The 23,250-nt window shown below is 42.7% G+C and carries 20 protein-coding genes; 9 read left to right on the top strand and 11 right to left on the bottom strand.

Going from position 1 to position 23,250, the window contains the following annotated elements; all coding sequences use genetic code 11:
* Window positions 1–37 precede the first annotated feature (37 nt).
* Window positions 38–787, top strand: a complete 750-nt coding sequence (locus FTT88_RS05255; protein ID WP_171525947.1) for a hypothetical protein — start codon at window positions 38–40, stop codon at window positions 785–787.
* A gap of 426 nt (window positions 788–1,213) precedes the next feature.
* Here FTT88_RS05255 and FTT88_RS05250 read toward each other — a convergent pair whose 3' ends face one another.
* Entirely contained in the window at window positions 1,214–1,864 is a 651-nt protein-coding gene (locus FTT88_RS05250; protein ID WP_078190543.1) for a response regulator transcription factor, read from the bottom strand.
* Between the two features lie 374 nt (window positions 1,865–2,238).
* On the opposite strand from FTT88_RS05250, the gene msuE reads away from it, so the two are divergent.
* From msuE to FTT88_RS05230, 4 genes are all read left to right on the top strand, one after another.
* Entirely contained in the window at window positions 2,239–2,970 is a 732-nt protein-coding gene (msuE, locus tag FTT88_RS05245) for an FMN reductase (RefSeq protein ID WP_078190544.1), read from the top strand.
* A 39-nt stretch (window positions 2,971–3,009) separates the two neighbouring features.
* Window positions 3,010–4,116, top strand: coding sequence for a dimethylsulfone monooxygenase SfnG (sfnG, locus tag FTT88_RS05240; protein WP_180002713.1), 1,107 nt, complete (start codon window positions 3,010–3,012; stop codon window positions 4,114–4,116).
* Window positions 4,117–4,609: 493 nt separating this feature from the next.
* Window positions 4,610–6,028 (top strand): deoxyribodipyrimidine photo-lyase, encoded by a 1,419-nt coding sequence (locus tag FTT88_RS05235; protein WP_180173730.1) that lies wholly within the window; start codon window positions 4,610–4,612, stop codon window positions 6,026–6,028.
* Window positions 6,029–6,152: 124 nt separating this feature from the next.
* A complete protein-coding gene (locus FTT88_RS05230; protein ID WP_180002709.1) occupies window positions 6,153–6,767 on the top strand; it encodes a riboflavin synthase subunit alpha in 615 nt (204 codons plus the stop codon).
* Window positions 6,768–6,837: 70 nt separating this feature from the next.
* Here the strand turns inward: FTT88_RS05230 and FTT88_RS05225 are convergent, their stop codons facing one another.
* Both FTT88_RS05225 and acs read right to left on the bottom strand, forming a co-directional pair.
* A complete protein-coding gene (locus FTT88_RS05225; protein ID WP_180173729.1) occupies window positions 6,838–8,016 on the bottom strand; it encodes an acyl-CoA dehydrogenase family protein in 1,179 nt (392 codons plus the stop codon).
* 305 nt (window positions 8,017–8,321) lie between these two features.
* Window positions 8,322–10,265 carry an acetate--CoA ligase gene (gene acs / locus FTT88_RS05220; protein ID WP_180173728.1) on the bottom strand — a complete coding sequence of 648 codons (1,944 nt, stop codon included), beginning with the start codon at window positions 10,263–10,265 and terminating at the stop codon, window positions 8,322–8,324.
* A 284-nt stretch (window positions 10,266–10,549) separates the two neighbouring features.
* Between acs and FTT88_RS05215 the strand changes: the two genes are divergently transcribed.
* Window positions 10,550–11,128, top strand: a complete 579-nt coding sequence (locus tag FTT88_RS05215; protein ID WP_168379414.1) for a DUF805 domain-containing protein — start codon at window positions 10,550–10,552, stop codon at window positions 11,126–11,128.
* A 123-nt stretch (window positions 11,129–11,251) separates the two neighbouring features.
* On the top strand, window positions 11,252–12,223 hold the full coding sequence (locus FTT88_RS05210; RefSeq protein ID WP_078193200.1) for a mechanosensitive ion channel family protein: 972 nt from the start codon (window positions 11,252–11,254) through the stop codon (window positions 12,221–12,223).
* On the opposite strand, the gene FTT88_RS05205 is transcribed toward FTT88_RS05210, so the two are convergent.
* The 5 genes from FTT88_RS05205 to prfB form a co-directional block, all read right to left on the bottom strand.
* On the bottom strand, window positions 12,209–12,919 hold the full coding sequence (locus FTT88_RS05205) for a 16S rRNA (uracil(1498)-N(3))-methyltransferase (RefSeq protein WP_180105516.1): 711 nt from the start codon (window positions 12,917–12,919) through the stop codon (window positions 12,209–12,211). The two genes, FTT88_RS05210 and FTT88_RS05205, sit on opposite strands and share 15 nt — an antisense overlap.
* A gap of 325 nt (window positions 12,920–13,244) precedes the next feature.
* The gene (locus FTT88_RS05200; protein WP_180105517.1) at window positions 13,245–14,525 is read right to left on the bottom strand and encodes a 3-deoxy-D-manno-octulosonic acid transferase; all 1,281 of its coding nucleotides are present in this window, start codon (window positions 14,523–14,525) and stop codon (window positions 13,245–13,247) included.
* A gap of 87 nt (window positions 14,526–14,612) precedes the next feature.
* Window positions 14,613–15,701 carry an alkene reductase gene (locus tag FTT88_RS05195; protein WP_111884475.1) on the bottom strand — a complete coding sequence of 363 codons (1,089 nt, stop codon included), beginning with the start codon at window positions 15,699–15,701 and terminating at the stop codon, window positions 14,613–14,615.
* Between the two features lie 37 nt (window positions 15,702–15,738).
* Window positions 15,739–16,038 (bottom strand): helix-turn-helix transcriptional regulator, encoded by a 300-nt coding sequence (locus FTT88_RS05190; RefSeq protein ID WP_078190555.1) that lies wholly within the window; start codon window positions 16,036–16,038, stop codon window positions 15,739–15,741.
* A 154-nt stretch (window positions 16,039–16,192) separates the two neighbouring features.
* Window positions 16,193–17,288 (bottom strand): peptide chain release factor 2 gene (gene prfB / locus FTT88_RS05185; RefSeq protein ID WP_111884474.1). Its coding sequence is split into 2 segments (ribosomal slippage): window positions 16,193–17,215 and window positions 17,217–17,288, totalling 1,095 coding nucleotides; the frame shifts between segments, so codons are not numbered across the junction.
* 181 nt (window positions 17,289–17,469) lie between these two features.
* Here prfB and FTT88_RS05180 point away from each other — a divergent pair.
* Window positions 17,470–18,288, top strand: a complete 819-nt coding sequence (locus FTT88_RS05180) for a putative porin (RefSeq protein ID WP_180022756.1) — start codon at window positions 17,470–17,472, stop codon at window positions 18,286–18,288.
* Window positions 18,289–18,614: 326 nt separating this feature from the next.
* On the top strand, window positions 18,615–19,400 hold the full coding sequence (locus FTT88_RS05175) for a putative porin (protein ID WP_067761595.1): 786 nt from the start codon (window positions 18,615–18,617) through the stop codon (window positions 19,398–19,400).
* A 71-nt stretch (window positions 19,401–19,471) separates the two neighbouring features.
* Here the strand turns inward: FTT88_RS05175 and recJ are convergent, their stop codons facing one another.
* Genes recJ through glmM form a run of 3 tightly spaced genes read right to left on the bottom strand, consistent with a single transcriptional unit; the run spans window position 19,472 to window position 23,182 of the window.
* Window positions 19,472–21,175: a single-stranded-DNA-specific exonuclease RecJ gene (gene recJ, locus FTT88_RS05170; protein WP_180084431.1), complete on the bottom strand. Its 1,704-nt coding sequence runs from the start codon at window positions 21,173–21,175 to the stop codon at window positions 19,472–19,474.
* Window positions 21,176–21,832, bottom strand: coding sequence for a pyridoxamine 5'-phosphate oxidase (gene pdxH / locus FTT88_RS05165; protein WP_180121049.1), 657 nt, complete (start codon window positions 21,830–21,832; stop codon window positions 21,176–21,178).
* 18 nt (window positions 21,833–21,850) lie between these two features.
* Complete coding sequence (glmM, locus tag FTT88_RS05160) at window positions 21,851–23,182, bottom strand: phosphoglucosamine mutase (RefSeq protein ID WP_111884469.1); 1,332 nt, start codon at window positions 23,180–23,182, stop codon at window positions 21,851–21,853.
* Between the last annotated feature and the right edge of the window lie 68 nt (window positions 23,183–23,250).

Genomic DNA, 23,250 nt, shown 5'->3' with positions numbered 1-23,250 from the left:
GCATATTAGGAGTGATCTTGTGAATATTTCAGAAACAATGCCGCATGGTTTTGATCAAAATCTACAGTTTCATCGTCAGTATGGTGCCAATGCTATTTTGCCAGAGATCGATTGGCGTCAGCTATTTAAGTTCAGCAAATTAAGTGATGTGCAAGTCGAAGCGCTGGAAACGCTCTATCGCAGTGCCGTTCCTCTCGCGTTACAAGTGTTTGATGAACTGAATTTTGATGTCTTTGCGCCGAATGCCTACAAACCTCAAGGCCTTGGCTTATTCGATCGACTGGCAGAGCAAGAAGACCTACTGCTGCAAAATTTAGAAGCAGAATCCAATGGCTTGGGTTTGGACACCCGTCATCAGATTTGGAGCATGCTACTGCGTGGTGGTGCGGTTTTGGTGTTTAAAGCGTGGCTCGGTAAAGTCAAAACCGACAAAAACCAGCTGGATAAAACACAGTTTGATGAATTATCTGATTTACTATTTATTAAAACAGCGCCATTTGAATTGGCACAACGTTTGAATGTCGATGCCAACTCCAAGCAAGACCATATCTTCCTGATGTATGACAATGATGTTTATCTGGATCGTTTTAACAGCTTAGAAACTGCAGCCCTATTTGTGGATTTGGGTGTTTATGATGCGGCTTTCCTGAGTTTACGTGATGACCGTGTCGCGGATTATCTCAAAGCGCGCGGCTATGTGTCCGATGAACAAATTGATGAATTACAATGTGCGCTCAACCCTTTGTACTGTACCGATCTGACGCCTAAGCAAGACTATATTGCTTAAGTTATTGTTGAAGTTGTTTATATAAGGTATTAACTGATGTTACGCAGTAACATCAGAAGCACAATTTGATTCAAATAAAAGAACGATACGCGGTAACGTCATCCGCAAGTGTTTGAGACAGGACAACTTCTAATCACAAATGTTTTTGCGATACTTTGAATAATTTGGCGCAAGTGAACGAGTTTTGCGGATGACAATGGTTTTGGGTACTTTTGCCGAAACAAAAGTACCTCCAGCCGAAGGCTGATCCCTTTATTTAATCCCTAGATGTAAGACTCCGTCGAACTGACTTAAAAATCATTTTAAAAATGCGAAATTACTTTTAGGTGCGTAATATCAGTTATTGGTTTAATTCGCATTGTTCTATCGCTTAAACAGCATAAAAAAAGACCTCCACGATGGAGGTCTTTTTTTTGGAAAAAATCCTTAGATTTTCTTTTCTTCAATATTCAATGCATTAATTGCCAATACAGCTTGAGTTCGGTTTTGTACGCCTAACTTACGGAAAATCGCCGTTACATGCGCTTTAATAGTTGCTTCAGATACATCTAACTCATAGGCAATTTGCTTATTCAACAAACCTTCCGCCACCATCATTAACACACGGAATTGTTGCGGTGTTAAAGACTGAATACGTTCTGCCAATGCTGTTTCATCTGCAGCACGTGGGTCAAAGTTCATGTTGGCAGGTAAATTTGGTGGTAACCAAATCTCGCCTTCTAAGACTTGACGAATCGCTTCACCAATGTGGCTCGGATGTGCAGATTTTGGAATATAGCCCATCGCGCCATGTGCAATCGCACGTTGGATAATCGACGCTTCTTCATGCGCAGAGACCACAATGATAGGAATCGATGGATATTGTGCGCGAATATGCACCAAGGCAGAAAAGCCTGAAGCGCCTGGCAAGTTTAGATCCAATAACACAAGATCAGGCTCAGGGCCATTTTCAAGACGTTCATAGCATTCATTGACTGCTGCAGTCTCATGAATTTGCGCCTGAGGCAAACTATAACGAACCGCCTGAATTAAAGCATGACGAAACAGCGGGTGATCATCAACGATTAAAATATTCATAAGCAACGTGAGAGATCTTGTGCACAATGACCCTATTCTAACCACACATGCTATGTGAAGGATATGCAAGAACTTATTTTTTTGCATTTAAAATGTAGATTTTCACCTAAAATGCGTCTTTTTTCGCATTTTCTATAAATCTTTAAATCTAATCATATTTTCATATAAATTTTATCAACACAGTAAAAATGCTTATATCTAAGCATTATATGTTGAAATATCAACAGTTTAAAATTTGAAATTTCACGAATCTTGAGGTTTTTCCAACATATCTAAAAATCAGATAACTTTTCTGATTTTCGTTATTTTACAGTGATCCACGCATCGGGATTAATAAAAGGCATTCCGAGAAACCACACTTTTAGGTTTAAAAAATGTCTCAAGTTAATCTACAAAAACCCCTGAATATTGTTGCTGTGTCAGGTGGTCTAAACAATCCATCTAAAACTGAAGCTTTGGTACAAGCCATTGTTGATGAGCTCGGTGATGCGACTCCAATCAATGTGCATTTTATTAAGTTTAGTGAAATTGGCAATTTATTAGGTGGCGCGATTTACCGTAACCAATTGCCACAACGTGTACAAGATGACCTTGCTGCCGTTGAAGCTGCTGATGCACTGATTGTTGGAACGCCAGTTTACCGTGCTTCATTTACAGGTCTATTTAAACACTTCTTTGACTTTGTCGAACAAACTGCATTGGTCGATGTACCTGTCTTGCTTGCAGCTTCGGGTGGTTCTGAACGCCATGCTTTAGTGCTTGAACATCAACTGCGTCCATTGTTCAGTTTCTTCCAAGCGCAAACATTGCCGATTGGGGTCTATGCAACAGATCGTGATTTCACCCCTGAATACACCATTCATAGTGAATTACTCCGTGACCGCATTACTTTAGCTGTAGCACGTGCTCTGCCGATTTTGGAATGGGCTCCAGCCAAAGGTCAGCGTGCTGAAGTGGTGAAAGCCAAGTCTCAACAAGCCAACCAAAACTTGGGCATTAATAAGCAAATCGAGCAAGAAGAAGTCCTTCCTTCTGCAGCTGTTCCAAGTTTGGATGCCGCTGAAGCTCGACTGCATAGTAAAAAGCCAAAAACGCAAGTGGCCTAAACACCACAGCATAACAATTCGATCCCGAGGGTTTGCAAAATGTCAGTACAAGAAAAAAACATTACATTTGCGTATTGGGTACCAAACGTCAGTGGTGGTTTGGTGGTCAGTAATATTGAACAGCGTACCGATTGGAGCTATGACTATAACGTGCGTTTGGCACAAGCTGCAGAAAAAAGTGGCTTTGATTATGCGCTGACTCAAATTCGTTTTACCGCAGGCTATAACGCGGAAAATCAACATGAATCGGTTAGTTTCAGTCATGGTATTTTGGCCAAAACCGAAAAGCTCAAAGTCATTGCAGCGATTTTACCCGGCCCTTGGAAACCAGCTCTGGCTGCGAAACAATTGGCGACCATCGATCATCTTACCAATGGCCGTATCGCGATTAATGTCGTGAGTGGTTGGTTCCGTGGTGAGTTTGATGCGATTGGTGAAGAATGGCCCGAGCATGATCAACGCTATGCGCGCTCTGAAGAATTCATTCGTAGCTTAAAAGGCGTGTGGACGCAGGATAACTTTAGTTTTGATGGTAAATACTATCAATTTAAAGACTACACCCTATCTCCAAAACCGGTGCAAAAACCGCATATCGAGATCTTTCAAGGTGGCAGTTCACGTGCAGCACGTGACATGGCATCCCGTGTTTCCGATTGGTACTTCACCAACGGCAATAGCCCTGCTGAGTTGAAAAAGCAAATCGATGATATTCGTGAAAAAGCCAAAGCCAACAACCATCAGGTCAAAATCGGGGTGAATGCCTTCATTATTGCCCGAGATACGGGGGAAGAAGCCCAAGCGGTGCTTCAAGCGATTATCGACAATGCCAATACCGAAGCGGTCAATGCCTTTGGCGATGCAACTCGTGAAGCAGGTGCATCCACCAAAGAAGGCGAAGGAAACTGGGCAAAATCTACTTTTGAAGATTTGGTTCAATATAACGACGGCTTTAAAACCAATCTGATTGGCACGCCACAACAAATTGCAGAACGCATTGTGGAACTCAAAAGTGTAGGCGTCGATTTGGTTCTCTCAGGTTTTCTCCACTTCATTGAAGAAGTGGAATACTTTGGCGAAAAAGTGTTGCCACTGGTTCGTGAACTGGAAGCTCAACAGCAGCAAGTTGTGCAGGCTAAATCAGCATAATTGTTGATGCAGTCACAGCTCATGTAATCAGCATAATAATCACAACCGGCTCACTTCACTTTCCTCCCCTAAGGCTCGGCTTAGGGGATTTTTTATCTCGAGTACCATTTAAAGACATGCTCTGATTCTAGAAAATGAGCTGACCTGTAGACAAAGAAAAAGCCCGACATCCTGTCGGGCTTTTTCTATATGGATACTTAAGCATGACTCCTGTCTTGCTTCACAGTCCTGATGGTGAACACTTTGTTATTGTTTTATGTTCCGGAACGTCCTGTTCCTGTATGAGTTCATCTTAGGTAAAATTTAAAAGTGCGCCTAGCGTCAAAAACTTCGTTGCTTGTACGCTTAAGCTGACAGAATTGTGCGCAATCGGTTAAGTTAAACGATAGATATTATATGGTTTTTTATAGAAATCGATTTTTTAGATAATTTCATTACCAATAGATACCCCCGTAATTCTGGTGATATTTCCAACAAAAACGAGGCAATAAACATGCAACTGGTTTGGTTTCGACAAGATTTAAGACGACATGACCATAGCGCACTGTGGCAGGCGACACAGTCTGGTCCAACGATTGCCTTTATTGCGCTTTCTCCTGAACAATGGGCAAGGCATGACGATGCCCCCATTAAAATCCATCGCTATCTTGCCCAACTGGAACTTTTGCGACAGCAATTGGCTGAACTAAATATTCCACTGATTATTCAGCATATTCCCCATTGGTCAGACATCGCCAATGAGCTATTAACCCTATGTACTCAGCTCAATATACACACTGTTCATGCACATATTGAACATGGTGTGAATGAACTTAAACGAGATCGCGAAGTACAACAGTTATTAGAACAGCAGCACATCTCTGTTGAGCTGTACCATGACCGCACCCTGTTTCCTGTTGGCAGTATTCGCAATCAATCTGGACATCCTTATCAAGTTTTCGGTGCATTTAAGAAAAATTGCTACGAAAAATTAAGCATCAGTCTGCCTACTTGTTATCCCGCTATTGAAGCCCAAGCGGCTCTCGCCTCGCATCCGCTGTGGCAAACCGAATTCGATCTTCGTCCTTTTTATCCCGCAGGGCTGTTAGCAGCTCAAATCGAGCTTTGGCCGATTGGGGAAAATCATGCACAGCAGTGCTTAGATGAATTTATAGAACAACATCTGAGTCGTTATGCTGATGATCGGGACTATCCAGCGCTCAATGCTACCAGTCGAATTGGCATGTATCTCAACTTGGGCATCTTGTCTATTCGCCAATGTCTGCAAGCCCTGTTTCGTGAACAAGGTGGCTATTTCCAGATCGACCACAGAGGGCAACAAACGTGGCTCGATGAGCTACTTTGGCGTGAATTTTACCAACACATTTTATTTGACTACCCGCAGGTATCTCAGCACCAGCCGTTTCAAACCAAAACCTTAAAAATAAAATGGCGCCATGCACCACAAGACTTGGCTACATGGCAGCAAGGTCAGACAGGCATTCCAATTGTCGATGCAGGGATGCGTCAACTACTGGCTACGGGTTGGATGCATAATCGGGTGCGGATGATTTGTGCCATGTTCCTCAGTAAGAATCTACTGATCGATTGGCGGTTGGGGGAGCAATGGTTTATGCAGCACCTTGTCGATGGCGACTTAGCGGCCAATAATGGCGGTTGGCAATGGTGCGCCTCGACGGGTACAGATGCTGTACCTTATTTTCGGATTTTTAACCCGATCAGCCAATCTCAGAAATTTGATCCGAACGGGGATTATTTACGTCAATGGCTACCTGAACTCGCAGATTTGGATGCCAAACAAATTCACCAACCCTTTGCCAAAAATCCTCAACTAGAATTGAACTACCCTCAGCCGATTGTCGATTTAAAGCAGTCTCGCCTAGCGGCAATTGAAACATTCCGAGCATTGTAGAGACTGCCAAGATCGAACTGCTAGGGATCAAAACGCTGTACTGAAATGGTCACTCTAAGGCATAGCCGATCGGTCGTTTTGTCCCTACAATACAGAAAACGCAAATCATTTTAGAGACGCTCACATGTATACAGGCATCGTGCAAGGTTTAGAAAAAGTCTTAGACATTCGTCAAGGCAATGGCTTCACAACCTTGGTGATTTCAAATCATCAGAATTTTTTTCATGATGTCTTTATCGGGGCAAGTGTGGCGATTAATGGCGTGTGTTTAACGGCCACACATATTGATTTGGCAGCCAACCAAGTACATTTTGATGTCTCAGATTTGACCAATCAACTCACCACGCTAAAAGCTCTCAAGGCCGGTGATGAGGTCAATGTCGAACGCTCAGCCAAAGTTGGCGCAGAAAATGGTGGTCACAATCTATATGGACATATCGAAGGCACAGCCACGATCAAAAACTTAGAACATCGTGGGAAAACCTTTCATCTCGATATTCACATTCCGGCAGGCAATATTAAATATTTCTTTCTCAAAGGTTTTATTGGACTCAATGGTTGCAGTTTGACTGTGAACCGTGTTGATCGTGCCAATAGTGAAATTTCAATCGATCTCATTCCTGAAACACTGCGCCTCACTACATGGAAAGATGTCCAAGTCGGTGATGCCGTGAATTATGAAATTGATCAAACAACGCGAACCTTAGTCGATACCTTAGAAAGTATTCATCAGCGTTAAATCGACTGACAGCACATTGCAAAAAGCCTCCCTTTCGGAGGCTTTTTATTGGCTCATTTGCAATATACGTTTAAGAATAAAAACTTGGATCTGGCACTTTGGCTGTGAGCACCCATTCACCAACTTCCTGATATTTATAATCAATCGGATCGTGCAGGGTCTGGGTACGCACATTGCGCCAGAAGCGGTCTAAATTCAGTTTGGCCGTCGTGGCACGTGCGCCCATCACTTGGAAAATATTTTGCGTAATGTACAGCGAACTATTGGTGGCCGCAATTTTGGCTGTTGCAATCGCAATAGAGACTTCTCCACGTTGTTCCGCCGTCAAAGCTTCACCAATCTCCCAAGCCCCTTGCAAACGCTGAACCGCTTTATCTGCCAATAAACGTACACTTTCTAATTGCACATAAAACTCAGCAAAATGCTTTTGAATAAATGGGTCATTCACTGCATTTTCAGCCAATGATTTTGACCACGCCTTTTGGTTTTGAACCGTCTGTTTTGCTGTTTCAAAAGCTCCTTCTGCCACCCCTAAAAACAAATGCACAAAGATCAACTGTGCAATCAATGGACGCAAGCTGGAATACGGCGTACTCAAAGGCCCCGGGTTCAGTAGTAATTCATCTTTGGAAATTTTTACCTGTTCAAAATGACTGCTTCCACTGTCGGTTTGACGTTGTCCCATATTGTCCCAATCGCCGAGAAAACTGACGCCTTCACGTGCTGTAGGAATCACCCCGATCAATAATTTTCCGTCATCATTGAACCCAGAACACAGCAAAATGTCAGAATCCATGGAACCCGAACAAAAACTTTTATCGCCATGAAACACATATTCATGTTCAGACAGTTGCGTCACTGTCGTACGACGGTCCAAAGGGTTTAAGGTGTTGCCCCAAAATAAATGCTCACGTGCAGTCTGTTCAAACCACGGGCCATATTGCTCTGGCTGCGCGAACAACTGTACCGTTGCAATCAATAAATGATGGAAACCATAAACATGCGCCAATGAGCTATCCACTTGAGCAATGGTTTGAATGGTTTTAAAAATCGTCAGCCAATCTGCCCCCTGTCCACCGTATTGTTTTCCAATGGAAAGTGCAAGCAAACCACTTTGACGAATCAAATCACGTTCAGCTTTGGGATTTCCCCCCTGCTTATCACGCTGAGCAGCCGTCGTGGCAAATTCTGCCGCCAGTTTTTTGGCAATGTCGATCGGATCTTGAGTCAATGGAATTGAAGCGTTCATATATCTGTCTGATTATTCTGTTACCGTTTTAGCTTAACAAAGTAGAGGCATTCAGCTTATCTCAATGCCTGCAGTCTATATCTGTAAAATCTATATCTCATGAAATCTAAGTCACCAAGATTCAGGCGACTTATAATTTGATCATTTTATACGTCGTATTTAGGATGGATAAAATCCATCATGAACGTCCCTTCATCCTAATCAACTTTTATAGGAGAAAGGACGTTCATTATTGCTTTAATAATCCTTCATATAAGCCATAGTGAACTTTCATCAGAACGTGATCACTCACGCTCAAATTGTTCTTATGACTTCGGATAAACCGTAGCAATCAAATGTTCAACCACTTGAGGTTCTGCCAAGGTCGAGGTATCACCTAAAGAGTCCAACTCATTGGCCGCAATTTTTCTTAAAATACGGCGCATGATTTTACCAGAACGGGTTTTCGGTAAGGTCGGCGCCCAATGCAATGCATCTGGCGTTGCCACTGGTCCAAGGACTTTGCGTACCCAAGCCACCAGTTCCTGACGTAACTCATCCGTCTCTGCTGTCCCTGCTTGTAAGGTCACAAAGGCGCAAATCCCTTGCCCTTTAATATCATGTGGCATACCCACCACAGCAGACTCTGCCACAGCATCATGTGCAACCAGCGCACTTTCAATTTCAGCCGTTCCCAATCGATGCCCTGAAACGTTCAAGACGTCATCCACACGACCCGTAATCCAATAATAGCCAGACTCGTCACGACGTGCGCCATCACCTGTAAAATACGTCCCCGGATAAGTGGAGAAATAGGCTTCAATAAAGCGCTCAGGATCACCCCAAATGGTTCGCATTTGTCCCGGCCAAGAATCCTTAATCACCAAATTGCCTTCTACGGCACCTTCAAGCTCATTGCCTTCAGCATCGACAATCGCAGGTTGTACACCAAAGAATGGACGCGTCGCCGAACCCGGTTTTAAATCGGTTGCTCCCGGCAATGGCGTAATCATGAAACCACCCGTCTCTGTTTGCCACCATGTATCCACCACTGGGCAGCGGCTTTCACCTACCACGGTGTAGTACCAATTCCATGCCTCTGGGTTAATGGGTTCACCCACCGAACCTAGTAAACGCAGACTACTGCGGTCACTTTCTCGGACAAAGGCATCCCCTTCTCGCATCATGGCGCGAATTGCAGTCGGTGCCGTATATAAAATAGTGACGTTATGTTTATCTACAATATGTCCGGTCCGAGCCCAACTTGGATATTGTGGTACACCTTCAAACATCACGGTCGTAGTACCATTCGACAATGGGCCATACAATACATATGAATGCCCAGTGATCCATCCGACATCTGCGGTACACCAAAACACATCATCTTGTTTTAAGTCAAAAACCTCACGGAAAGTACAATTCACATAGGTCAAATAGCCACCCGTGGTGTGCAATACGCCTTTCGGTTTTCCAGTTGAACCTGATGTATATAAAATAAACAGCGGGTCTTCGGCATTCATGGGTTCAGGTGGGCAGATATCATTAACCGACATGATTTCCATGTGATACCACAAATCACGATCCGCTTTCATTTCGATCGGATTACCTGTACGGTGCACCACAATGACATTTTGAACCGAAGATGTGCCTTCGATGTCGAGTGCAAGATCGACATTTTCTTTGAGTGGAATGGGCTTACCACCACGCATCCCACAATCCGCAGTAATCACGACTTTCGCCTGACTATCATCAATACGACTTGCCAATGAGTCTGGTGAGAAACCGCCAAAAACTACGCAGTGTACCGCACCAATTCGGGTACAGGCCAACATCGCAATTGCCGCTTCTGGCACCATTGGCATATACAACACCACACGGTCACCTTTGCCCACACCATGTTTTTTCAACACATTGGCAAAACGGCAAGTTTCATCATGCAGTTCTTCAAAAGAAATAATTTTATGCCGTGAAGGATGATCTCCTTCCCAAATAATGGCTGGTTTATGTGGATGTTCTTTTAAATGTCGATCGAGACAGTTGGCACTGACATTCAGTTCACCGTCAGCAAACCACTCAATCTTGAAATCATCTTGCTTAAAATTGGTATTTTTAACTTGGGTAAACGGTTTGATCCAATCGATCTTTTGCGCTTGCTCCGCCCAAAACTCATCTGGTTGTTCAATCGATTTTTGATAACGCTCAAAGTACTCCGACTCATTGATGCGCGCGGTTTTTTTAAAACTTTCAGGTACTGGATAGATCTCTTTCATATTGTATTTTCCTTGATCTGATTCATCTCATCACGAGATGCCATGCCACATTTCTACTTTTATAATTTCTGCATCACAGCAGTATGACTATTAATTTTTAATCGCAGCAATCATGCTTTGGTCGTATTATTCTTTCCCATTTAAAGCATATTTTTGAGCAAAATTTCAACAAAAATATGTTTCAATTCAGTATCTGATCAGTTCATTTGAACCTATAATGCAAAGGTAATTTTACTCAGCATTCCGCATTTTTATTCTTCCATACACGTTGAGTTGACCCAAGCATGAATACCCAAGACTCTTCTTTCTTTTCCCGTCAGACGAACACTACATCGGACAATCCCTTGAAACCAGATGGACGTTTTGGTCGACTGAGCATGATTGGTTGGTATGGCTTTCTCAATATCATCAGCTTTTTTGCCTTGATCGCCTTAAGCCTTGCTGTGGGTATTTTCAACATCAATACCATGGCGTTAAATGAGCAATTTGTTGGCATATTCACCGGGGTATCTGGCCTCGCCTATTTGGCGATTATTATTCTCTACATTTATTTTTATTGTGTCTTTGTCGTGCGTCGGCTGCATGACCTCAATAAAGCCGGTTGGTTGCTACTATTATTATTTATCCCCGTGATCAATCTGTTCTTTATCCTGTATTTATTATTGGCCTCAGGCACACCGACCGTAAATCAATACGGCGCGCCACGCCCTGCTGCAGTTTGGGAAAAAATTCTGGCATGGTTGATGATTTTAATCAGTGTCTTGTCGCTCTTGGCTACAGGTAGCATCACCTCGTATATGATGGGTAGCGGAGAAATTGAATCGCCTACAGAAATCATTCAACAAGGTACTGAATACTTCTAAGCCACTGACCGAATTTGAGCCTGTCTGAATTTTGATACATCTGTTCGCAAGCCTGTAAATGAGGGTTATTTTCGCCACTAATTTCAGGCAAAATAGCGAAAAATCTGAACATTTGGAAAACTCGTGGCTGAAAAAGAAAATGCCTTGAGTGATGTCACTCAAGGCACGACTCAACTTTTGCAAGAGGCAACAGAAAAAACCGCACAAACCGTGCTGGAACATACCTCTAAATATAATGACGCATACTCAACGATCGATAAATTTGTCGATGGATTTTGGGAACGCCTGCCTTATATTTGTATCGCATTAATTGTTTTTACGATCTTCTATCTACTGTCAAAACTCTTTAGATTCTTTGTTCGTAAAGCGCTCACTGACCGTTCTTATTCAAAACAAAATCTAGTTTTGGTCCTGAACCGTGTCGGTAGCTCAGCCATTATGTTCTTCGGTTTCCTGATTGCAATGGTCATTGCGATCCCTGGTTTCACACCGGGTCAGCTCATGAGTGCCTTGGGGATTGGTTCGGTTGCAATCGGTTTCGCGTTTAAAGATATTTTCCAGAACTTACTGTCGGGTATTTTGATTCTCCTCGGTGAACCGTTCAAAATCGGTGACGACATTATTGTGTCAGGAATGGAAGGTACAGTTGAAGATATTCAAATTCGTGCAACCTTCCTACGCTCTCCCGATGGTCGTCGTATCGTGATTCCAAACGCGACGGTTTACACCAGTGCGGTAACGGTGAATACCGCTTATCAACGTCGTCGTTGTGAATTTGTGGTGGGTATTGGTTATGAAGATGACATTCAAAAAGCTAAAAACATTGTTTTGGCCATTTTAGACAAAGACCCGACCATTTTGAGCCAACCTGCGTTTACCGTAAACGTGAATGCTTTGGCTGATTTCTCGGTCAATCTGAATGTCCGTTGGTGGGTTGATACCACTGAAACCACCACTGCGAACTCGATCAGTGAAGTGCAAGAACACGTTATCCAAGCATTCAATCAAAATGGTATTTCAATTCCGTACCCTGTACAGGAAGTGAAAGTTTACCGTGGTGATCAAGCTGAGACAGAAGCGTCAACAGCTAAATAATCGCCCTAAAACGTATGGAATCACAGTTTCTGTCCGGATAATTCGGTTGCCTAAGCTGACTGCTTGGCAACCGTTTTTTATGAGTAAATCTACCTCATAAGGAATAAATCCACCTTCAGGTCCAATGATGATCGTACATCCATGTTGAATCCCTGTAGGCATCACATCTTCGACATAAGGATGCGCCACATAAGCCGGAGAGTCCGAGGAGATCATGCTCGGTAAAACATCCTCCACAAAGGGTTTAAAGCGTTTATATAATTCAATTTTGGGCGCAATGGTGTCACCTGCCTGCTCCAAACCCAACGTCACATAGTGATCGAGCTGCTGTAAAAATGGGGTCTGCCAATAGCTTTTATCCACGCGATAACTGTGCAGCAAAATGATTTTTTCTACACCTAAGGTGACGGCATCCATGATCAGACGGCGCAACACTTTCGGACGAGGCATTGCCACAATTAAAGTCACCGGATGCTTTGCTGGTACTTCTTCTTCTTGTAAGGGTTTAAGTTGAATGCCGTTATCCGTAATACTGACGATTTGGGTTAAATAACGCTTTCCTTCCCGAATCCCGACTTTGAGGGTATCGCCCACTTGTACATCGACATGGGTTTTTAAATGCTCAATTTGGCGTTTGGCACTGATATTCCACAGTTCAGATTCAGTTTGACGTGGGTCAAGCAGGACGATGTTCATAAAAATTCTCTTACCCAGTTCAATTGGATACGCGAAAACGTCATCCACAACGGTTCAAGGCAACACTCAATAGAATCACTCAAGTTTCAGCGATTATTTGTTAGACATAAAAATTCGACGCGTTTTGTCGGTGAGCTGCACTGCACCGCAAGATGGCTTCCTTGCGAAGCTTCGCATTCCATTTTGCCGAATGAGAAACAACGTTTCGTAAGAGTACCTCCAACCGAAGGCTAAGCCCTTTCTTCAAATCTTAAATGTAAGACTCTGTCGAGCCTATTCATTCATCTGTTTAAAGCATCAACCAATTTAAATCATGGTTGTAAATTCAAAGGTATTGATCAATCACCTGAATATGCTTTTGCAGCGACCCAGTATTCTTTTGCATAATCAGCTGAGCTGCATCATTTAAAGCCTGCGCTTTCGCAGTATTTTGAATGATCTCAACCAATGCACTAGCCGCCTGCTCAAAATCCTGCACAACCACAACCGCATGGGCCGCTACAAATTCATCCACAATGGTTTGAAAATTAAAATAATGCTGACCTAATACTGTCGGGACATGCAGCGCGATAGGTTCCAAAATATTATGTCCACCGCCCGGTACATTTAAAGACCCGCCAACAAAACAAGCCTGACTCAGTGCCAGCCAAAGCCATAATTCACCCATACTATCCGCTAAATACACTTGCGTTTCAGGCTGAATCGTTTGCTTTAAACTGCGGCGCTGTGTGCGTAAATTCAGTTTCTGCGCTTCTACAAAAACCTCATCAAAGCGTTCGGGATGCCGTGGTACGACGATACATAATAGCTCAGGCTGTTGTTGCAAAATCGGCTGCAGTGCTGCGAGCAGTTTTTGTTCTTCTGGTGCATGTGTACTGGCAATGGTAATGATTTTACGGCCTTGCAAAGCCCAATCTTGACGTAACTGCGCTGCTTGTTGCACAAAGCTATCGGGCGCATGAATATCAAACTTGATACTTCCCACGACCTGACTGGTATGCGGGTTTGCACCCAACTCAATAAATCGCGCTAAAGTTGCCTGATCTTGCGCCAATAATTGTTTCAAACTCTTTAGCATCGGCTGCGTCAAACTCGGGACTTTGCTATAACCCTTCGCCGATTTTTCAGATAATCTGGCATTAATCAATAAACACGGAACGTTAGCCTGATCGGCTTCAATCATCAAATTTGGCCAGAGTTCTGTTTCGACCAGAGCCAACATTTTCGGTTGATATTTTTCGATAAAACGACAGACTAATTTTTTTTGATCTGCTGGCAAATACACGGCCTGAAACAGCGATTCATATGGTGATTTTAAAAATAATTGTTTCGCACGCGCTTGTCCGGTTTTGGTCGTATTGGTAACCAAGACCGGATGACCTGCTTTGAGATAATGTTCAATCAGCGGCTGTGCAGCGTTGGTTTCTCCTACGGAAACCACATGAAACCAAATTGCATTGCGGTTTTTAACCTGCTGAAATGGCCCAAAGCGCTCAAGACACTCTTGCTGATATAGTTGGAGATCTTCAGCACGTTTTTTGATGCGCCATTGATATAGCGGCTTAATCAGCGCCAAAGCTGCGTTATACCAAAAAGGAGTAGTCAAATTATTACGCTCAAAAACGGTTTGAATCGGCAGAATATATCAGAGCATTATCCACATGTTAATGGATAATGCGTATTCAAGTGTCGATTAATACGTTGAACGTCCTGAACCAAATTTATTTTTCATGCTTGGATAATCAATATAGCCTTCGGCAACATCTGTCCCAATCATATTTTCCAACTGCAATTCATTTAGTGCAGCATTCGCTAGCAAACGTTCAAACAAATCTGGATTGGCAATATAGGCTTTACCAAAAGACACCGCATCGGCTTTACCTGAGGCCAATAAATCAACAGCATCTTCACGGCTTAAACGCATATTGGCAATGTACGGCACTCCATTTGAGCGCTGTTTCAGATAGTCACTAATACTGTCATCCGCCAGATATTCACGGGTAAAGAAGAATGCAATCTTCCGTTGCCCCAACTGCTCTAAAGCATAGCCAAAGGTTTCACGTGGATCATGATCGCCCATATCGTGTTCATCACCACGCGGCGCAAGATGTACACCTACACGACCTGCACCCCACACTTCGATCAGCGCATCCACCACTTCAAGCAATAAACGTGCGCGGTTTTCGACAGAACCACCATACTCATCTTCACGTAAATTGGTTTTGCTTTGTAGGAATTGATCGATCAAATAACCATTGGCCGCATGCAATTCCACACCATCAAAACCGGCTTCTTTGGCTTTGATCGCAGACTGTTTGTATTGTTCTACAATGCTTTTGATTTCTGCAATCTCTAATGGACGTGGCACGACATATTCGCGTTTTGGGCGAAGCAGACTGACATAACCCGCCTGTTGTACCGCACTGGCAGAAACTGGTGTATCACCATTCAAAAGGTCGGGATGTGAGACACGTCCGACATGCCACAATTGTGCCACAATTAAACCTTGCTGTTCATGTACGGCTTGGGTCACCAATTTCCAGCCCTGAACTTGAGCATCGGTAAATAAACCCGGCGTCTGCAAATAGCCATTAGCTGCTTCTGAAATGACTGTTGCTTCTGAAATGATTAATCCAGCACTTGCACGCTGTGCATAATATTCAGCCATCATCGGCGTTGGAACACGGTCAATGGTTGCACGACTACGGGTTAGTGGCGCCATTACAACGCGATTTTTGAGGTGTAAATCACCCAAAATGAGAGGAGTATTAAGTTCAGCCATATATGTCTCGCCTAACACTTCAAATGCGAAAAATGATTTAAAGTGAGTTCTGCAGATAATCAATATATTGCTGAATGAGTTCTTCATTGCGCGAAAAATACGACCATTGACCATATTTCTCGGCTTGAATTAAGCCCGCCTGTTGTAACACAGACAAATGATTAGACATCGTAGACTGCGAAACATTACCGAGTTTTTCGATATTGCCAGCGCATACACCACGATTAAAGCCGCCACATTGTTCTTCTGACAAAAATTGTTCAGGTGTTTTCAACCATTCCAAGATTTGACGTCGAGTCGGATTGGCAAGTGCTTTAAAAATTAAATCAATATCCATAATTTAAACGGGTTTAATTAAATAAAAATTTGGACAACAAAGTTCTATTCAGCATCTTGAATACACTATATCGTATTTTTTCGATTTTTATATCGATTTTTTTAGATATGATGATCAAAAACAGATAGAACTTTGTTTTCTATATAAATTTAAATTACAAACCTTGTTTGAGGCTGGCTTCAATAAACTTATCTAAATCACCATCAAGTACCGCGCCGGTGTTTGAACTTTCCACACTGGTACGTAAGTCTTTAATACGCGAGTCATCTAAAACGTATGAGCGAATTTGGCTGCCCCAACCGATATCTGACTTGGTATCTTCCAACGCTTGTGCCGCATCATTACGTTTTTGCATCTCTAATTCGTAGAGTTTTGCACGTAATTGTTTCCATGCATGGTCACGGTTGGCGTGCTGTGAACGTTGGTTCTGACATGCCACCACAATCCCTGTTGGAGCGTGAGTTAAACGTACCGCAGAGTCTGTTTTGTTAATGTGCTGACCACCCGCACCAGATGCACGATAGGTATCAGTACGTACATCAGCTGGATTGATTTCAATTTCAATATTGTCATCAATTTCAGGCGATACAAAAACCGCTGAGAATGAAGTATGGCGACGATTACCTGAGTCAAAAGGTGACTTACGGACTAAACGATGTACGCCAGATTCTGTACGTAACCAACCATATGCATACTCACCTTCTACACGGATCGTTGCAGACTTGATCCCTGCCACATCACCATCAGACTCTTCCATCACTTCTGCTTTAAAGCCATGCCGTTCAATCCAACGTAGATACATACGCAGTAACATCGATGCCCAGTCCTGTGCTTCAGTACCACCTGAACCTGCTTGGATTTCGACATAGCATGGGTTCGGGTCCATCGGATTACTGAACATACGACGGAATTCTAATTTCGCAAGTTCTGCTTCCGCTGAAGTTAACTCTGCTTGCACATCTGCAAGTAAGCTTTCTTCTTCTGCTTCAACCGCAAGATCCAGCATCGCTTGGGCATCTTCTAGTTGAGTTGAAAGCCCTTCGAGCACGTTAATGACGTTTTCGAGTTCACCTTTTTCTTTTGCCATTGCTTGCGCACGGCTTTGATCATTCCAAATTGCTGGGTCTTCCAGCTCACGTAGAACCTCTTCTAAACGCTCTTTTTTCAGATCGTAGTCAAAGATACCCCCGTAATGTTTGACCACGGTCGTTTAAGTCTTTTAGCTGTAATAGATACGGATTAATTTCCACGTGAATTACTCTCAATCAAAAAATTTGGCTTAAATAGCCGCCTATTATATCACAGAGAATTTGCACAGTTTCAGCCAGATTGATCATCCAAATCATTGACTTCAATACACATAATATGAACAATACGCTCGCATTACTATTTATTACATTTTTTTTACAACAATAATGTTTCGAGGGTTTTATGAAAAAGACATTACTTGCACTAGGCTTAGCTGTAATCGCATCTTCAAGTTTTGCTTATGACGGCCAAATTGATGGCGGTTTTACTTATACAGATTGGGATGATGATTTTACTGATACTGATAATACATTCAACCTAAAAGGTACTTTGTATTTTGACTCAGTACAAACTGGTAATGGTCCATTAAATGAAGCTGCATTTCTAGGTCATAACAGCAATGCCTATCTTGGTTATTCATATAACACTTGGGAAAGTAATGAAGTTTTTGGTTCAAAACTTGAATCTGATACTCACCACTTAACCGCAGGTATTGAATATTTTGTCGATCAATTCTATATCAATGGTGAAATTGGTCTTGGTCAATACAATCAAAAAGAAACTGAATTTGGTCAAACTCTTTATGATGAAGACTACGATGTGACTACTTACCGTGCATTAGTGGGTTATCTTCCTGTATCAAACCTATTACTTGCTGCAGGTATTGATGGCTATCAAGGCGACAACGATGAAGACGAAGACAACCGTTTTGCTGTAAAAGCAAAATATGTTGCGCCGTTGAACAATGGTCAATACATCAACCTTGAAGCAGATGGTGCTTTTGGTGATGTAGATGCTGTTACGATTGGTGCAGACTACTACTTCGACCAAGCATTTAGCGTTGGCGCTGCTTATAGCATCGTTGATAACGGTGAAGAAGATACAGATTACTTCGCTATTCGTTCAAAATACTTCCTTAACCCGAACCTAGCAATCGGTGGTCAAGTTGGTTTTGGCGATGACGTTCAAGCGTTCAACATCAATGCAACTTTACGTTTCTAATTTCGTTTGAATTAGGAATGTGCATTAAAAAAGCACCTCAAATTTGAGGTGCTTTTTTCTTTTCGATGTAATATTTACTTTAAAAAAAGTCCAATTGTTGACCAAATAATCTACAAATTCATAATATCTACACAGTTTTAATAAAACAAAACATTAATAATAATTATATATTTTTCAATATCTTAAATAATTAAAATTACATAAAATTACCGAATACACAGTTCTGCAACTTTGCAGCAATTGACCATCTTTAAAAATTCTCTAGACTAAAACTTGTAACAAAAAATGTATTAAATTTAGCCAAACAATTTAGAGGGGTAGTTTCCATGAAAAAACTCGCAATTGCTTCAGCACTTCTTTCTGCACTTGCTATTACAGGTACAGCTCATGCTTATCAAGCAGAAGTGGGCGCTTCAGCTGGTTACATCGACCCAGATAATGGAAGCTCTGGCAGTGAATTTGGTGTAAACGGTACTTATTACTTCAACCCTGTTCAAACGCGTAACGCTCCTCTTGCAGAAGCTGCATTCTTAAACCGTGCAAGTAACGTCAATGCACACGCAACTTTCGCTGACCGTGGCAATGTTGACGACAATACTTATGGCGTTGGTATCGAATACTTCGTACCAAACTCAGATTTCTATGTATCTGGTGATGTAAGCCGTAATAATGTCGAAGTTGACACTGCAGTCGGCACAATAGACAACGATACAACTTATTATGCAGCTGAAGTGGGTTACCTTCCTGCACCTGGTTTCTTAGTTGCTGCCGGTCTAAAAGGTTGGGACAATGACGATGACGACGGTGTAGATCCAACTTTACGTGCTAAATACGTAACAACTTTAAGCAATGGTAAAGACATCAACCTTGAAGCGGGTGCAGCATTCGGTGATCTAGATGAATTCAATCTAGCAGCGGATTACTTCATCGACAAAACATTCAGTGTTGGTGCTGACTACTACAACAACGATGTCACTGATCGTAACGAAGTAGGGATCAATGCACGTAAATTCTTCAACCAACAAGTGAGCCTTGAAGGTCGTGTTGGTTTCGGTGAAGTTGGCAACAATGACTACAATTCATTTGGTGTAGCAGCGAAATACCGCTTCTAATCCATTGAAGTCAAAACCATAAAAAAAACCGCTCTTCTGAGCGGTTTTTTATTTGCCTGTAAAAATGGAATTTATTGAGCCAAGTGTAAAACTCTCAATTGAACACTGACATTTCCTCTAAATTCATTTTTATCGAGTTCGTAGACCAAGCGGATTTTATCTTGCATAGGATTAAATTCATATTTTTCTGCCGCATTAAATGCAATTGCGTCCACCATTAAACCATTATCTAAAGCAAGTTTTAATTTCAAATGTAGGTCTTTCAACCAACGATAATCTAAAATTTTAAATAGGCCTTCATAGACCGGTGCAGGGAATTTTTGTCCCCATGGACTTAAATTTTGCAGAAGATCGACGGTTTCGACATTAATGGCCGAATCGGGCAATTCGCCATCTGTCCAAATAGTGGCCTGAAATAAACTTTCATCTTGCGCAGCGATGAGTGCTTCAAAAGCGGTTTTAAATTCAGAAAAATGCTGCTTTTGAATGGTTAGTCCTGCTGCGGCTGCATGCCCGCCAAAATGACTCACCAAATGCGGATGTAATTCAGCAATACGCTCAATACTGTCTCGAATATGAATACCTTCGATAGAACGCGCAGAGCCTTTAATATGTACGCCATCCTCATCTGCGGCAAAGACGATTGCAGGTCTATGAAATTGTTCTTTCAAACGCCCTGCAACAATCCCAATCACCCCTTGATGCCAATGCTGTTCAAACATGATCAAGGCTGCAGGTAAGTTATCCTGATCAAGCTGAATATGTTCTAACTCAGCCAGAGCTTCCTGTTTAATCTGCCCTTCGACTTGGCGTCTTTCAATATTGAGTTGATTCAACTGCTGCGCAATCGGATAAGCCGTACTTAAATCTGCCGCAATCAGACACTCAATCCCAATATCCATAGTCTCCATACGCCCAGCTGCATTGAGTCGTGGGCCAACTACAAAGCCCAAGTCTTGTGCTTTTAACTGTGCGGGATCACGACCAGCGATATCCAATAATGCACTGATCCCTGGACGACATAGTCCTTGCTGAATCCGCTTCAAACCAGCATCGATCAAGATCCGATTATTCAGATCTAGACTTGCAACATCGGCATAAGTGCCTAAAGCCACCAAATCCAAATATTGGCTGAGGTTGGCTGTGGATTTAGCATTTTTTTTACGCATACTGGCCAAATTGGCCAACACATAAAATGCAACACCTACGCCAGCCAAGGCTTTACTTGGAAATTCACATCCCAACTGATTCGGATTCACCACCGCTTCTGCTTGTGGTGTTTCCTTAGTGGTCAGGTGATGGTCGGTAATGATCACCTGCATACCATGCGCCTGTGCCTGTGCTACACCAGCATGGCTCGAAATACCATTATCGACTGTAATCAGCACATCTGGGGTAAAACTCACGAAGGCCAAATCGGCAATGGCGGGTGTCAGGCCATAACCATATTTGAACCGATCTGGAACCAGATATTCAACATCCGCACCCATATCACGCAGTGCCAAGACCATCAATGCAGTACTGGTCGCACCGTCGGCATCATAATCACCAACAATGACGATTTTCTTTTGAGTATCAATTGCTTGATCGATTATTTCAATCGCTTGCTCTAAACCCTTTAAGTTTGGCGCATGTAAGTGCTTAAGCTTCAATTCCAGTTCTTGTGCGGAAGAAACCCCACGACGTGCCAATAAATCAGCAATAAACGGGGCAACGCCCTGAATATCTTCAGGGCGCGTCAAATGGGGTCTTTGTTGAATTAAAAGTTTAGACATTTATGGCATCAGTCGCTGTAAAACCCATTGACCATCCTGTAGTTTATAACTCAAGCGGTCATGTAAACGATTTGGACGGCCTTGCCAAAATTCATAATAATCCGGAACTAAACGATAGCCACCCCAAAACTCAGGTTTCGCCAATACGTCTTTGCTTTCCACTTGATCATGCAAATTTTGGAATCGCTGTTGTAATTCTTCACGACTGGCGATAACACCACTTTGTGGAGTGCTAATGTGTGCTGCGATTTGGCTGTCACGCGGTCGTTTATGGTAATAATCCGTAGATTCTTCCAGAGAAATCTTTTCCACACGACCACTGACCCGAATTTGACGTTCCTGCTCTTGCCAATAAAACAATAACTCTGCATAAGGATTATTGAGCAGATCGTTACCTTTTTGACTGTCATAGTTGGTATAGAAGTCATAACCTGCATGGGTCGCACCGCGCAACAAGACCGTCCGCACGTGCGGACGACCTTGGGCATTTGCCGTCGCCAATGACATAGCATAGGGTTCATGCAATTGTGCTGCTAAGGCATGGTTAAACCATAATAAAAACTGCTCATGTGGATCACGGTTCACCTGATCTTCATGCAACTCACCTTTTTGATAAGTTAAACGCAGTTCACTTAAGTCCTTAATCACATCATTCATGCAATTTCCCCTCTTGATTTAAGCTGCATTGGCACGAACAGCATCGGCCAAATGATTTGCCAATGCGGTGACTTCTTCAAGGTCATTACCTTCAACCATGACTCGAATCACCGGCTCTGTGCCTGATTTACGAATCAAGATTCGACCGCGTCCTTTGAGCTGCGCTTCAGCTTTTTCAAACTCGCTCACCAGTGCAGGTACGGCGTAGGGGTCAAACATCGCAGCCAAGCGAACATTTACCAGAACGTTTGGTAATAATTCAAAACCTTCCACCAATTCATGTAAGGCTTTACCTTGTTCAACCATCACCGTTAACACCTGAAGTGAAGCAATGATCGCATCACCTGTGGTGCTCTTGTCCAAAGTCAGAATATGACCTGATGGCTCACCGCCCGTTACCCAGCCCTTTTCTTCTAGGCCTTGTAAAACATAGCGGTCACCAACTTTGGCACGAAGCAACGGCACTTTGGCTTGATCTAAAGCAATTTCAAGCGCCATATTGCTCATCACGGTACCCACAATACCCGCAGGCTTTTGACTCGCTTGAGTGGCTAAAATATAGAGAATATGGTCACCGGTAATTTGCTGACCATTTTTATCGACCATAATCACACGGTCAGCATCACCATCAAAGGCAATCCCTAAATCCGCCTGATGTTCAACAACTGCTTTTTGTAAAAACTCAGGATGCGTCGAACCACAGTCTTTATTGATGTTCAAACCATCCGGTTCGTTAAACAGCGCAATCACTTTTGCACCCAGTTCACGATATACCGAAGGACCGACGCTATAGGCTGCACCATTGGCACAGTCCACCACAATTTTTAAGCCTGTCAGGTCAAAATGGTACGGGAAGGTTGATTTACAAAACTCGATATAACGACCATTGGCATCCTTCACACGCACACTTTTACCTAAGTTTGCTGGGTCTTCGATCACCAAGTCATTTTCAAGTTCTTTGTTAATAGCTTCTTGAATTTCATCCGGCAATTTTTTACCTTCGCTCGAGAAGAACTTAATGCCATTATCAAAATAAGGGTTATGCGACGCCGAGATCACGATGCCTAAGCTGGCATGTAATGCACGGGTTAAATGGGCAATTGCGGGTGTAGGTAATGGACCCAGCAAATGAACATAAACACCTGCTGCGTTTAAACCGGCTTGTAATGCTGACTCTAAAATATAGCCCGATAATCGGGTATCTTTACCTAGTACAACGATGGGCTTTGCTTTTTTACTGTATTGTTTTAATACTTTACCTGCGGCAAATCCTAGTTTTAATGCAAATTCAGGGGTAATAGGCAATTCACCGAATTTGCCACGAATGCCATCTGTACCAAAATAACTCATGTTGTACTCACTTCTTAATGGTGATCTTAATCATCACTTTTTACTGCAAATACTTTACACCAAAAACA

The sequence above is a fragment of the Acinetobacter sp. YH01024 genome (assembly GCF_013420195.1).
In the GTDB taxonomy this organism is placed as follows: Bacteria; Pseudomonadota; Gammaproteobacteria; order Pseudomonadales; family Moraxellaceae; genus Acinetobacter; species Acinetobacter amyesii.
This window is presented reverse-complemented; position numbering and strand designations above follow the sequence as displayed.